Here is a 13,216-nt window from a genome sequence, read left to right on the forward strand (position 1 = left end):
CTTCGCTCTCCTCGCAAAGGCAAAAAGTGTAACCCATGTCTCCGGTATGAACTGTCACCCCTCTCTCGGGAAGGACAACTTTCGAAATTTTCCACTTCTGTCGGATGCCTGGTCGGTTTTGGTGATATCAGAACGAGGTGGAGTACGCTTTTGCGGCCCTACGACCACATCAAGTCGGAAGAATTCTCAACGATGCTCTCTTCGGGGTCAGGTCCTTCGGCGGTTCGAAGGGCGCGGCGGAGGCCAACTCCTCCGCGATCATCAGGATCATGGCTCGCAGCTCAAAGCCGAATAGCCAACGGCGCTCGTCCGATGGAGGGAGAGTGTTTGTAAGCAGCTTTCAGCTTCGCTCGCTGAACGTTCGGCATGTCATGACAGAAATCGTTCAGCGCCAAAAGAAAGGCGACCTTGGTCAGTTGATCAGGGCGGACTATGCCGCATTGAAACAAAACGATCAGCTTTGACGCAAAACCTTCCTTACTATAGTCGTTTGGATCGAACCATGTCTGCTTTACCACCTCATTAAACACTATTCGAACTTTGTCCAAATCGTTCGGCATCAAAGTGCCGTTGGAGAGGCGTTGCAAACGCTCCATGGTATCCTTTCAACCAATCTAGCGCTGGAAGCGCCAAAAGGAACTATTGAATGCTTCCGGATTCAGGGGGTGGCTAATGTACAGTTTGAGGACGCATTGGCCGATCGCGCTCGATCCGTAGGGCCTTAAGCATTGCAGCCTTCTCGGTCCGGGCGGCAACGTCACCCGTTGTAATAGGACGGAAGACCGTGTCGGTTTTCTCTCTAATGGGGCATTGGAACCGCTTTGAACGTTTTGACATGATCACAACCAAAGATGAACTGACGGAAGGCTGAGGCTGAGAATAGCCGCCGTACCAGCGATCAAAACAGAGGTCTCTATCAGCATGCGCATCGAGCGTCGTACTGCGTTGGCAATAAGAACGTTTTGCATTTCGGCTCCTTGTTATAATTATTTTCTAGGATTTAGGCATATTATCACGTTTTTTAGAAAACTTTCATAATATTTTTAATTATTAATTTTAGCGGTAACTTACTGTTTTGGCTCTGTCATTGGGAGAGATTGAATAGCCCCGAGTTTCGGAGAGACCTCGGGTCAGATTTTCTGCTGCTTCTCGAACTCGACGGGTGACAGCATCCCGTTCCTGACGTATTTGCGTTTCGGCTTGTAGACCATCTCGATGTAATCGAACGCGTCCTGACGTGCTTCATTGCGTGATCGGTAGACGCTGCCTGCGTCGGAACTGCGCGGGCTGCGATATCGACACAATTGCGACGTGCTAGAATGTCTACGAATGGTAGAATAGTTCGATTCCGGCGCTGGGCACCATCTTTTCTCCTAAATCATGCGGACAATGAAGCGCGACGCTGGCTTCGACCAATTCTTCGTTCAGATCGGGTTTTCGGATGAGTGTCCGCTGTGCATGCTTGGTCATTGAAGTGAAGCTTTTTGCGTGTAGTGTTTTGATCGCAACAATCTTATGGTTGTGTTTCATTAATTCGGTGCATGATCCCATCAAGATATTGATGACATTCGGAATCAAGCGTACGAATTATTGACAGATCACCTATTGATTCGAAGCGAGTCATACCGCACCTTAGATACAGCGGGATAAAGTGATCTCGTAAAAGCCGGCGTTTATTGCAATAGCAAGCTACCGAGGCGCCATGTTAAACAACGATGTGCTATTTAACACGTTCGCCCGTTCTTTCGAAGCACGGCGCGAAGTCGAGATGTCATTCTCAGAATACCTGGAAGCATGCCGGGATGATCCGCTCATGTACGCAAATGCGGCAGAGCGGCTGCTGGCAGCCATGGGTGAACCACTGCTGATCGATACGGCCAAGGACACAAGGCTTGGGCGTATCTTCATGAACCGGACCATCCGGACTTATCCGGCTTTCTCTGGTTTTTTCGGCATGGAAGAGACGATCGAACGCATCGTCGCCTTCTTCCGCCACGCGGCTCAGGGCCTGGAGGAGCGCAAGCAGATCCTCTATCTGCTCGGGCCCGTCGGCGGCGGCAAATCCTCGCTCGCCGAGCGGCTGAAGTCGCTGATGGAGGTGCATCCCGTCTATGTGCTGAAGGCCGGTAGTGAACTGAGCCCGGTCTTCGAAAGCCCGCTCAGCCTGTTCGACCCCGTCACCATGGGGGCGATGATCGAGGAACGCTATGGCATTCCGCGCCGGCGTCTGACCGGGCTCATGAGCCCCTGGTGCCTCAAGCGCCTCGAGGAATTCGAGGGCGATATTTCCCGCTTCAAGGTGGTTCGGATACAGCCTTCGCGGCTGCGGCAGATCGCCGTCGCCAAGACGGAGCCGGGCGACGAGAACAACCAGGATATTTCCTCGCTGGTCGGCAAGGTGGATATCCGCAAGCTCGAAAGCCTGGCGCAGAACGACCCCGACGCCTACAGCTATTCCGGTGCATTGAACCGCGCCAACCAGGGCATTCTCGAATTTGTCGAGATGTTCAAGGCGCCGATCAAGATGCTGCATCCGCTGCTGACGGCGACCCAGGAAGGCAACTATATCGGCACCGAAAACATCGGCGCGATACCCTTCTCCGGCATCATTCTTGCCCACTCCAACGAGTCGGAGTGGCAGACCTTCAAGTCCAACAAGAACAATGAGGCCTTCATCGACCGTATCTGCGTCGTGAAAGTGCCTTATTGCCTGCGGGTCACCGAGGAGCAGAAGATCTACGAGAAGCTGATCGAGGAATCCGAACTCAGCGACGCGCCCTGCGCGCCGTCGACGTTGGAGACGCTCGCCCGCTTCACGGTTCTGACGCGGCTTTCCAAGCATGAGAACTCGACAGCCTTCTCCAAGCTTCGGGTCTATGACGGCGAGAGCCTGAAGGAGACCGATCCGAGAGCGCGCAGCGTGCAGGAATATCGCGATACGGCCGGTGTCGACGAAGGCATGGACGGGGCTTCCACCCGTTTTGCCTTCAAGGTGCTGGCGGCGACCTTCAACTATGACACGACCGAGGTCGGCGCCGATCCGGTGCATCTGATGTACATGCTGGAGCAGGCAATCCGCCGGGAACAGCTGCCGCTTGAAACCGAGAAGCTCTATATCGAGTTCATCAAGAGCGAACTCGGACCACGCTATGCGGAGTTCATCGGCAACGAAATCCAGAAAGCCTATCTGGAATCCTATTCGGATTACGGCCAGAACCTCTTCGATCGCTATGTCGACTATGCCGACGCCTGGATCGAGGATGTCGATTTCAAGGATCCCGATACCGGCCAGCTTCTCGACCGCGAGCTTCTGAACCAGGAGCTGACCAAGATCGAAAAGCCGGCGGGTATCGCCAACCCGAAGGATTTCCGCAACGAGGTCGTCAAGTTCTGCCTGCGTGCACGGGCAGGCCACGGCGGCAAGAACCCGTCCTGGACCAGCTACGAGAAGATCCGGGAAGTCATCGAAAAGCGGATGTTCTCCCAGGTCGAGGATCTTTTGCCTGTTATCTCGTTCGGGTCCAAGAAGGACGGCGAGTCGGAGAAGAAACATGGCGAATTCGTCGAGCGCATGGTTGCGCGGGGCTATACGGAGCGCCAGGTTCGGCGGCTTGTGGAATGGTACATGCGTGTGAAACAGGCGGGATGAGCCACCAAGGAAGAAGGAATGCACATTGTTGACAGACGCCTGAACCCAGGCGGTAAAAGTCTGGAGAACCGTCAACGGTTTTTGCGTAGAGCAAAAGCGCTGGTGCAAAGAGCGGTCTATGAAGCCTCTCAAAGTCGCGACATTCAGGACATTCTGAAAGGTGGCGAAATCAGCATTCCCCTTGATGGAACCGAGGAGCCTCGGTTCCATCGCGGCCCGGAGGGCCTCAAGGAGCATATTCTTCCCGGTAACAAGGACTTCATCGAAGGCGATATCCTGCCGCGGCCGGAGGGCGGCGACGGCAGGCCGCGCGCCGGCGGTGACGGCACCGGTGAGGATGCCTTCCGCTTCATCCTGACGCGGGATGAATTCCTCGATCTCTTTCTCGACGATCTCGAACTTCCGGATCTCGCCAAACGGCGGTTGATGTCGGCGGATCAGATCAACCCGGTGCGCGCAGGCTATTCGGTGACGGGATCGCCCGCCAATTTAGCCATCAACCGCACCATGCGGCTTGCGATGATGCGCCGCGTGGCGCTGCATCGCCCGAAGCCGGAAACAGTCGAAAAGCTCATCGAAGAGGCGGAGGAATGTGAGGACGAGAAGCGCCGCGCGCAGCTCGAAGCCGAAATCAAGAGGCTGGAATCGAAGGTCCGGCGCATTCCCTATATCGATCCGATCGACATCCGCTATCGCCGTTTCGAGAATGAGCCGAAGCCGGTGGCGCAGGCCGTCATGTTCTGCCTGATGGACGTATCGGGCTCGATGACCGAGCACATGAAGGATCTCGCCAAGCGGTTCTACATGCTGCTCTACATCTTCCTGACGCGGCAGTACCGCCGTGTCGAGATCGTGTTCATTCGCCATACCGACGTTGCGGAGGAAGTGGATGAGGAGACCTTCTTCCGCAGCCCGGCGACGGGCGGCACACAGGTTTCGAGCGCTCTCGAAGCCATGCGGCGGATCGTGCGTGATCGTTTCCCCGCCTCGGACTGGAACATCTACGCAGCGCAGGCCTCGGACGGCGACAATGCCTATTCCGACAATGCGACGACGGCGGCGCTGATGACGAGCGAGATCCTGCCCGTCTGCCAGTATTTTGCTTATCTGGAAGTGGGTGAATCGCGCAGCGTCGCGATCTCCTCCGGTTCGGCGATCTGGTCGCTCTACGAGCGGATGCAGGCGGGATGGCCGGTGCTTTCCATGCGGCGGGTCAGCGATCGCAGCCAGATCTACCCGGTCTTCCACGATCTCTTCCAGCGCCGGACGGCGGAAACAAGGAGCGGCTGATGGCAAAGGCATCGATGGAGCGGCTTTTCGAGGGTGCGGACTGGGATTTCGCCACCATTCAGCGAATCCACAATGCCTGCGAAAAGATCGCCGTCAACGAGCTCGGTCTCGATGTCTATCCCAATCAGATCGAGATCATCACCGCAGAGCAGATGCTCGACGTCTATTCCTCGATCGGCATGCCGCTGTTCTACAAGCACTGGTCCTTCGGCAAGCACTTCGCCCACCACGAGGCCTTCTATCGTAAGGGCCTGCGCGGGCTTGCCTATGAGATCGTCATCAACAGCTCCCCCTGCATTTCCTATCTGATGGAGGAGAACACGGCGACGATGCAGGCGCTCGTCATCGCGCATGCCGCCTTCGGCCACAACCACTTCTTCAAGAACAACTATCTCTTCAAGCTCTGGACCGATGCCGAAGGCATTCTCGACTACCTCAATTTCGCCAAGAGCTATATCGCGCGCTGCGAGGAGCGCTACGGCCACGCCGCGGTCGAGCGCACGCTGGATGCCGCGCATGCGCTGATGTCGCATGGCGTCCATCGCTATGCCGGCAAGAAGACACCGGATCTGCGCGACGAGGAAAAGCGCGAGCGCGAGCGGCGCGAATATGACGAGAAGATTTTCAACGATCTCTGGCGCACGGTTCCGGCCGGATCGGGCAAGAAGACCCACGATCTCGATCTGGAGCGGCGGCGTTCGCTGGCGGGCCTGCCGCAGGAGAATATCCTCTATTTCCTGGAAAAGATGGCGCCGCGCCTGAAGCCCTGGCAGCGCGAGATCATCCGCATCGTGCGGCATGTCGCCCAATACTTCTATCCGCAGAGCCAGACCAAGGTGATGAACGAGGGCACGGCGACCTATGTGCACTATCGCATCATGACGCGGCTGCACGAGCTCGGCGGCATCAGCGACGGCGATTTTCTCGAGTTCCTGAAATCGCATACCAATGTGGTTTTCCAGCCGACCTTCAACGATCAGCGCTATTCCGGCCTCAACCCTTATGCGATCGGCTTTGCCATGATGCAGGATATCGAGCGCATCGTGACGCGGCCGAAGGAAGAGGATCGTCAGTGGTTCCCCGATATCGCCGGCACCGGCGATGCCATGGCAGTGCTGCGGGACCTCTGGGCGAATTATCGCGATGAGAGCTTTATTGCACAGTTCCTCAGCCCGCATCTGATGCGCAAGATGCGCATGTTCCAGTTGACGGATGATCCCGAGGAGGAAGAGGGCCTGAGGGTTGCAGCCATTCATGATGAGCGCGGCTATCGGCGTATCCGCCGCGAGCTGTCGCGGCAATATGATGTCGGCTGGATCGATCCGCATATCGAGATCGTCGATGTCGATCTTGCCGGCGACAGGCGGCTGCTGGTCAAGCATACGGTGCTGAACGGCGCGATGCTTGACGATATGGATGCCAAGCGTGTATTGCAGCACCTAGCGGACCTATGGAGCTACGACGTGCTGATGCAGGAAGTCGACCGCTCCGGCGCAGTGCTTCGCGATCATCTCGTCCATCCCCGCGCCTCGGCACTGGCGGCGTAAAAGTCCCGATCACTACGATGGTTTTTTCTGTTGGCGCTGATGGCCGCTCACTTGCGCGCCGTCTTTCTGACGCCTCAGGATCAATGATGCACCATCGCACCCAGAGACGACGCACCTACTTGGAGGGAGAGGGAAGGGTCCAGCGCGCCTTGTCGAAGACGATCGCGGTTCGGATCTGCTCCGGTGCCGTTCTGCGCAATTCCAGCTGAAGGTTGAAATTGTTGTTGCTCTGGAATTCCTTGAAAAAGGCGAGCTTGGCGCCGAAGGCCTGCAGCGTCACATCCTGGAGCGTGCCGATCGCATTCAGCGCCGCCTGGAAATCCAGCCAATGGGTCTCGTTCAGCAGCAGGACGACAGTGTCGACGAAGGTGCCGGCGATGGCCTTGCCATCGTCATTGTCGGGCATGATCACCTTGATCCGGATGGTCTCGAGTTCGCCGGTCGGCTTGCCGCGCGCGATAATGAAGAAAGAAGCCGCGTTCGGCTTGCCGTAGGCGCCCTTCTGGACGGCATAGCTGCATTCCGATGTGCCGCCGCCCAATTCGCTTTGCCGCCATTCGCCGACGGGCAGGCCGAATTTTTCGAGATCGGCGCAAAGGGTTTGACCCGATATCCGCCAGCTGCGCACGAAGGCGCTCAGCAAGGCGTCGACGGGAGCGTCCAGCAGATGCGATCTTTTTGCCGAAGATTTTTGAGCGGCGGCATCGGCCGTCGGCTTTATACGATCGTGCCTTGGCGCTCCGGTTGCTGTCGCCGGCGCATGTTCGGCTGGCGTGTTTGCCGTGGCGACGCGCGCCGGCTGCTGCGCCTGGGCGGATATCGGCGGCAGAGGTGCGGCCTGCTGTTCCTGTTGGGGAAACAGGTTGAGATGGTAGCGGCTGTCCAGCGCCTTGAGGTTACGCATGTCGTTGGCAAGGAGCGCGGTCGTCAGGATGATCGAACCGATGACAACAGCTGTAACCCAGAAGACAGCCCTACTTTTCTTGCGAGGTGGCGCCACCGACATGGTTCAGATCTCAGCTACTCCCGAGGAAACCTGCTGGCCGCGGTAACTGTATGTTGCGCAGCCAATACGTGGCTACAGCATATGCGTTTATGAACGATTGATCATTCTAATGTTTCTTTGTCAATTCATGACCTTGCCCAGCGCGCCGTGGCCCTTCGGGCTCACTTTTTGCGTTTCAGGTCCTTGGTTTTCGCACCTCGTCGCCGCTTCAGGCGAAATAGGTTTTGAGCGCCTTGACCGTCGCGGCATCCGTGCGGCGCGCTGATGGCGCCGAGAAGCCGAGGGCGACGACGCGCTCGTCCGGCTCGGCAAAGGCTGCGGAGCAGGAGGCATGGATCTCGCTGATCTGCAGGCGTGGCCATAGCTGACCGACGGTTGCGAGCGTGACGCCGGAGCCGGGCATGATGGAGATCCGACCGGCCGCTGCCGCAATCGCCTGTTCAAGCATGTCGACGCCTTCCGCGGCGGTCTTGGCGCCACCCGACGTCAGGATGCGTTCGAAACCGAGCTTGACGGCCATTTCCACAGCCTCGGCGACATCAGGGACAAGATCGAAGGCGCGATGCAACGTCGTGCCGAGACCTTTTGCATGGGCGGTGAGGATGGCAAGCGCATCAAAATCCAATCGGCCGTCCGGCAGGGAGGCTCCGAGCACGACGCCCGGCAGCCCGGTATTGCGGGCCGCATCGATGTCGCGCTTCATGACGTCGAGCTCATCGGCCGAATAAACGAAGCTGCCGGCGCGCGGGCGGATGATGGCGTAGGTGGGAATGGGCATCTTCGCGGCCTCTACCATCAGCCCGGCGCTTGGCGTCAAGCCGCCGACGGCGAGTGCGCTGCAAAGCTCGATACGATCGCCGCCGCCCTCGACGGCGGCCTTCAGGCCGGAAATATCTTCGACGCAGACCTCAAGCAGCATGATCGCGCTCTCCGGCATATTGCAGGCCCAGCAGGGCGGCGCCGATGAGGCCCGGTTCCAGCTTGCACTGACTGGGGACGACGAGCGGCCGGCCGAACTTGCGCAGGATGCGGGCGCGTACCGCTTCATCCAGGCGCGCCAGCAGCGGTTCGACGTTGGAAAGACCGCCGCCGACCGGAACGATGGTCGCGCCTGTTATGTTGACCGTCAAAGCGAGCGGCGAGGCGACCAGATCGACCATGACGTCGATCGTGCGTTCCGCGCGCTCATCGCCCTTTAGCCATTGGTCGATGATCTCCTCGCTGGAAAGGTCCAGGCCATGAAGCGTCTTGTGCAGGCGTTCGATGCCGCGGGCACCGCCGACCGTATCGACGCAGCCCTTCTGGCCGCAGCCGCAGGGATAGGCGGGGATGGCGATCGGCGGATTGCCGGCGAAGGATGCGATGATGGGACCATGGCCCCATTCCCCGGCAAAACCGCCGGCGGCGTTGACCAGCCGGCCGTCGGCCACCAGGCCGCCGCCGACGCCGGTGCCGAGAATGGCGCCGAAGACGATGCGATGGCCGCGGCCGGCGCCGGACATGGCTTCGGCCATGGCGAAGCAATCGGCATCATTGGCGATCAGTACGGGATAGCCGAGTTCCGCTTCCAGATCGGCGGCAAGGTGGCGGGCGTGAATGCAAGGGATATTGGCGCAGGTCAGCGCCTGCGTATCGGAATCGACCACGCCGGCAATGGAGAAGGAGAGGCAATCCGGCTTTTCGCCCGCCTCCGCGATGACATCGCGCAGGACTGCGACGAATTCGGCAAAATCATGCTTGGGCGTGGGGCGCCGTGCCAGCGGGACGATATCCGTCATGGAACGGGCGATGCCGCCCTTGATGGCGCTGCCGCCGATGTCGAAGGAAACGATCATGAATATCGACCCGCTGGAAACATGCGGCCTTGCTTGCACCCTTTGCCGATCTTTGCAAGATCAATCCTTGCCGGGACGCGCCATCGTCAATCGGCCGGCAGCGTGATCCTGGCTTCGAAACCATCGGTCCTGCCGGTGGCCGGCGAAAACAGATCGAGATGCCCGCCGATCTGCTCGACGATACGCTCGACGATCGAGAGGCCGAGGCCGGAGCCGGCCGCTTTCGTCTTGCCGCGCCGAAAACGCTTCTTCAGGCCGGCAAGGTCATTTGTGGAAAGCACGGTGCCAGCATTGACGACGCGGATGGCGCGGTCATCGACCTGGACCGTCACTTCATCATCGTCCGGGCCATGGATCAACGCATTTTCGATAAGATTGCGCATGACGATGGCAAAGGCGTCGATATCGACATTACGGATCAGTTTCGCCTTTGCGTCATTTTCCAACTGGACGCGGCCGGCCGTGGCGGTGTCGCGGTCATAGTCGCCGATGACGGTTTCGATGATGGCCACCAGGTCGGCCGGTTTGTCGCCGGCGCCGATGCCGGCTTGAGCGCGGGAGAGCTGCAGCAGTTTTTCCGCCAGCCGTCCCAGATTGGAAAGCGATGTCTCGATGCGGCCGGCGCGGTCTGTCAGAGGCCCTTGCGGCAGTTCGGCGATCAGGCGCTGGGTCTGGGCGAGCGCGCCGGCGATCGGGGTGCGCAGCTCATGGGCGCTGTTGGCGGTGAATTCCCGCTCGGCTTCGAGGGCCAGGCGCAGCCGGTCGAGCAGGAGATTGACGGAACGCGCAATCGGCTGCAGCTCACGCGGCAGCGTCTCGCTGTCCAATGGCGCCATATTGCCGCTGTCCTTGGTGGCTATCTGCGATCGCAGGCGGTCGATGGGCCTGAGCGACCGGCCGACGACGAAGCCGATGGCGACGATGCTGGCGGGAATGAGGGCAAGCAGCGGCCAGAGCAAGGCAACGCCGCTTTCGCGGGATGCTTCGCGGCGATTCTTGAAGGCATCCGCGACATGCAGGAAGATCGTGCCGTCAGCCGATGATTCCGTGTAGATCCGGTATCGCGGCGTATTGTGGAAGCCGATCTGCAGCGGCACGTCGTAAGCTGTAGCCGGGGCATCGTGGGAGTGCAGGATGACCTTGCCGTTCGCATCCAGCACCTGATAGGTCAGATACTCGCGGTTCAGCCCCTTGTTGAGCTCTTCCAGGCTTTGCGGATCGCCCGAATGGTCGCGATTGGCAAGATCGTCAAGCACCAGCGGCATCAGCCGTTCGGCGGTTTCCTGCAATGCGCCGTCGAAGGTCTCGGAGAGCTCCTTGTTCACCACATAGACGCCGATGCCGACCGCAATCAGCCAGAAGACGACGACGGTCCCGGTGAGTGCAGTGATCAGGCGACGGGTGATGCTGGCGCGGCTTGGGCCCTTCTGCTGCGTCATCGTTCACCCAGGCAATAGCCGACGCCACGTGCCGTCCGGATCCGGTCCCTGCCGATCTTCTTGCGCAGGCGGCTGACATAGACTTCCACCGTATTGCTCTCTATCTCGGAGCCGAAGGCATAGAGCGCTTCTTCTATCTTGTCTTTCGAGACGATGGCGCCGGGCCTTGCAACCAGCAGGTCGAGCACGGCCCATTCGCGCCCGGTCAGCACCACATCCTTGCCTTCCAGCCGAACCCGCCGCTGCGGCTGGTCGATTTCGAGGTCTGCAAAGCGGATGGTCGGCTGTGGGCTGCCGGTATAGCGGCGGGCTACCGCCAGGATGCGGGCCGTGAGCTCGCCGAGATTGAACGGCTTGACGAGATAGTCGTCGGCGCCGCTGTTCAATCCCTCGATGCGATCGGAAATCTGGTCGCGCGCCGTGAGGATGATGACGGGTGTTTCGTCGGGCCTGCGGCGCAGCCGCTTCAGGAAATCGATGCCGCTGCCGTCGGGAAGCTGCAGGTCCAAAAGGACAAGGCCATACTGCACGGCGCTGGTAACCTCATCGGCATCGGTGAGATTCCTGACCCAATCAACAGCGTGCGGGCCTGCCGCGATATGGTCGCGAACCGCGCTGCCGATCGTGTCGTCGTCCTCTACCAGAAGAATGCGCACCTGCACCTCTCAACTATTGAACGTGCCTCAGTTAATGCCGACGAAGCTATCGGGTCAATAACGGCCGAAATAAGCCACGCCTGGATGCACAGTTCTTGAGATATCCGTCCGCCGAAAACGTTCCCGCTGCCTATGGACAGACAGGAACGCGATGGTTACTTGTTTGCGCGGAGAACGAAGCGGCCGCCGGATGGCCGCCATAGGCCATTGGAGGATGCTCGGTCATGTTGAAGGGAATTTCGCCGCTGTTGAATGCGGATGTGCTCTATGCGCTGAAATCGATGGGACATGGCGACATGCTCGTCGTGGTCGATACGAATTTCCCGGCGGAAGCCATCGCAAGCCAGACGGTTCTGGGTGAGCTTCTGCGCATCGACAACGTGCCGGCCGCCGACGCAGTTGCCGCGATCTTGTCATTGATGCCGCTCGATACATTCATCGACGATGCCGCAACGCGCATGGAAGTGGTCGGCGCGCCTGACGAAGTGCCGCAGGTTCAGCGTGAGGTTCAGGCTGCGATCGACAAGGCCGAGGGCAAGCATTGGCCGCTGATCTCGGTCGAGCGCTACGCTTTCTATGAGCGCGCCAAGAATGCCTACTGCGTCATCCAGACCGGCGAACTCCGTTTCTACGGTTGTTTCACCTTGACCAAGGGCGTCATCCCGCCGGAAACTGAGTGATCCGATATTCGGATAACAGCGCTGTTTCGATAAAGGAATGCGATGGCGAGAAAGCTGGATTCCCAGGGGCGGCTTGACGATGCGGCGCGGGCCGGCTGGCTCTATTACGTTGCCGGCCGGACGCAGGACGAGATTGCAGTCGCAATGGGAATCTCCCGCCAGTCGGCGCAGAGGCTGGTGTCGCTCGCCGTTGCCGAACGGCTGATCAAGGTGCGGCTGGATCACCCGATTGCCGCCTGTCTGGAATATGCCGTGGCGCTGAAAGCGAAATTCGGCCTCCGGCATGTCGATGTCGTGCCGAGCGATCCGGACAGCACCTCCTCCACCATCGGCATTGCCGAAGCCGGGGCCGCCGAAATCGAACGCTGGCTGCGGCGCAGCGATCCGATCGTATTGGCGATCGGCACAGGCCGCACGCTGAAGGCCGCGGTCGATCAACTGCCGGCCATCGAATGTCTGCAGCACCGGGTGGTGTCGCTGACCGGCAATATCGGGCCGGACGGTTCAGCCGCCTATTACAACGTCATTTTCAGCATGGCCGATGTCATCAAGGCGCGGCATTTTCCGATGCCGCTGCCGGTGCTGGTGTCGTCGGCTGAAGAACGCGAACTGTTGCATGCGCAGGCGCTGGTGCGCTCGACACTGGATATCAGCGCCCAGGCCGACGTGACCTTCGTCGGTATCGGCGAAATGGGCATCGAAGCGCCGCTCTGCCTCGACGGCTTCCTCGAGAGAGAGGAGATGCTGGCGCTGATGAACCGCGGCGCCGCCGGCGAGATCTGCGGCTGGCTTTTCGATGGCGATGGCAAGCTGATGCCCGATGATGTCAACGATCGCGTCGCCAGTGCGCCGATACCGTCCCGGGACACCTGTTCGGTCATTGGAATCGCCAAGGGAAGACGCAAGTTCGAGGCGATCAAGGCTGCGGTTGCCGGCCGGCAAATCAACGGTTTGATCACCGACGAGGCAGTTGCTGAATTTTTGCTCAGGGACTGAGCAAAAAATTTTTCCATAAAAACAAAGAGATGAGTTGCTTGCTCGGCAATGCAGCAACGAATCCGCATTGACATTTTGTCGCAATAAGTGAGTAATTGCCCACGAGCAAAGCGAATGC

At 59.3% G+C, this 13,216-nt stretch carries 11 protein-coding genes and 1 pseudogene; 5 read left to right on the forward strand and 7 right to left on the reverse strand.

From position 1 onward, the window contains the following. Window positions 1-281 precede the first annotated feature (281 nt). Together ACPYOP_RS26270 and ACPYOP_RS26275 are read right to left on the reverse strand one after the other, a co-directional pair. Entirely contained in the window at window positions 282-596 is a 315-nt protein-coding gene (locus ACPYOP_RS26270; protein WP_481413200.1) for a hypothetical protein, read from the reverse strand. Window positions 597-1,130: 534 nt separating this feature from the next. Next, window positions 1,131-1,262 (reverse strand): annotated as a pseudogene (locus ACPYOP_RS26275) (IS3 family transposase); the annotation flags it as partial. Between the two features lie 440 nt (window positions 1,263-1,702). Between ACPYOP_RS26275 and ACPYOP_RS26280 the strand changes: the two are divergent. From ACPYOP_RS26280 to ACPYOP_RS26290, 3 genes are read left to right on the forward strand one after another with little or no spacing between them, the layout of a single operon-like run. Further along, entirely contained in the window at window positions 1,703-3,649 is a 1,947-nt protein-coding gene (locus tag ACPYOP_RS26280) for a PrkA family serine protein kinase (protein ID WP_481413201.1), read from the forward strand. Between the two features lie 18 nt (window positions 3,650-3,667). Then, complete coding sequence (locus tag ACPYOP_RS26285) at window positions 3,668-4,939, forward strand: YeaH/YhbH family protein (RefSeq protein ID WP_481413202.1); 1,272 nt, start codon at window positions 3,668-3,670, stop codon at window positions 4,937-4,939. Then, window positions 4,939-6,486 (forward strand): SpoVR family protein, encoded by a 1,548-nt coding sequence (locus ACPYOP_RS26290; RefSeq protein WP_481413203.1) that lies wholly within the window; start codon window positions 4,939-4,941, stop codon window positions 6,484-6,486. Before ACPYOP_RS26285 ends, ACPYOP_RS26290 begins: the two co-directional genes overlap by 1 nt. A 115-nt stretch (window positions 6,487-6,601) precedes the next feature. Here ACPYOP_RS26290 and ACPYOP_RS26295 read toward each other — a convergent pair whose 3' ends face one another. From ACPYOP_RS26295 to ACPYOP_RS26315, 5 genes are all read right to left on the reverse strand, one after another. After that, complete coding sequence (locus ACPYOP_RS26295) at window positions 6,602-7,492, reverse strand: DUF6030 family protein (protein WP_481413204.1); 891 nt, start codon at window positions 7,490-7,492, stop codon at window positions 6,602-6,604. Window positions 7,493-7,700: 208 nt separating this feature from the next. Continuing rightward, on the reverse strand, window positions 7,701-8,411 hold the full coding sequence (locus ACPYOP_RS26300) for a copper homeostasis protein CutC (protein ID WP_481413205.1): 711 nt from the start codon (window positions 8,409-8,411) through the stop codon (window positions 7,701-7,703). Further along, entirely contained in the window at window positions 8,401-9,327 is a 927-nt protein-coding gene (locus tag ACPYOP_RS26305; RefSeq protein WP_481413206.1) for an ROK family protein, read from the reverse strand. The genes ACPYOP_RS26300 and ACPYOP_RS26305 overlap by 11 nt, the downstream gene beginning before the upstream one ends. Before the next feature lie 86 nt (window positions 9,328-9,413). Further along, window positions 9,414-10,766: an ATP-binding protein gene (locus ACPYOP_RS26310; protein ID WP_481413207.1), complete on the reverse strand. Its 1,353-nt coding sequence runs from the start codon at window positions 10,764-10,766 to the stop codon at window positions 9,414-9,416. Continuing rightward, on the reverse strand, window positions 10,763-11,422 hold the full coding sequence (locus ACPYOP_RS26315) for a response regulator transcription factor (protein ID WP_481413208.1): 660 nt from the start codon (window positions 11,420-11,422) through the stop codon (window positions 10,763-10,765). The genes ACPYOP_RS26310 and ACPYOP_RS26315 overlap by 4 nt, the downstream gene beginning before the upstream one ends. Before the next feature lie 224 nt (window positions 11,423-11,646). Between ACPYOP_RS26315 and ACPYOP_RS26320 the strand changes: the two genes are divergently transcribed. Both ACPYOP_RS26320 and ACPYOP_RS26325 read left to right on the forward strand, forming a co-directional pair. Beyond that, the gene (locus ACPYOP_RS26320; RefSeq protein WP_481413209.1) at window positions 11,647-12,102 is read left to right on the forward strand and encodes an RbsD/FucU family protein; all 456 of its coding nucleotides are present in this window, start codon (window positions 11,647-11,649) and stop codon (window positions 12,100-12,102) included. Window positions 12,103-12,144: 42 nt separating this feature from the next. Next, complete coding sequence (locus ACPYOP_RS26325) at window positions 12,145-13,098, forward strand: sugar-binding transcriptional regulator (RefSeq protein WP_481413210.1); 954 nt, start codon at window positions 12,145-12,147, stop codon at window positions 13,096-13,098. Window positions 13,099-13,216 lie beyond the last annotated feature (118 nt).

Source organism: Rhizobium sp. KNZ2-6A, assembly GCF_056755475.1.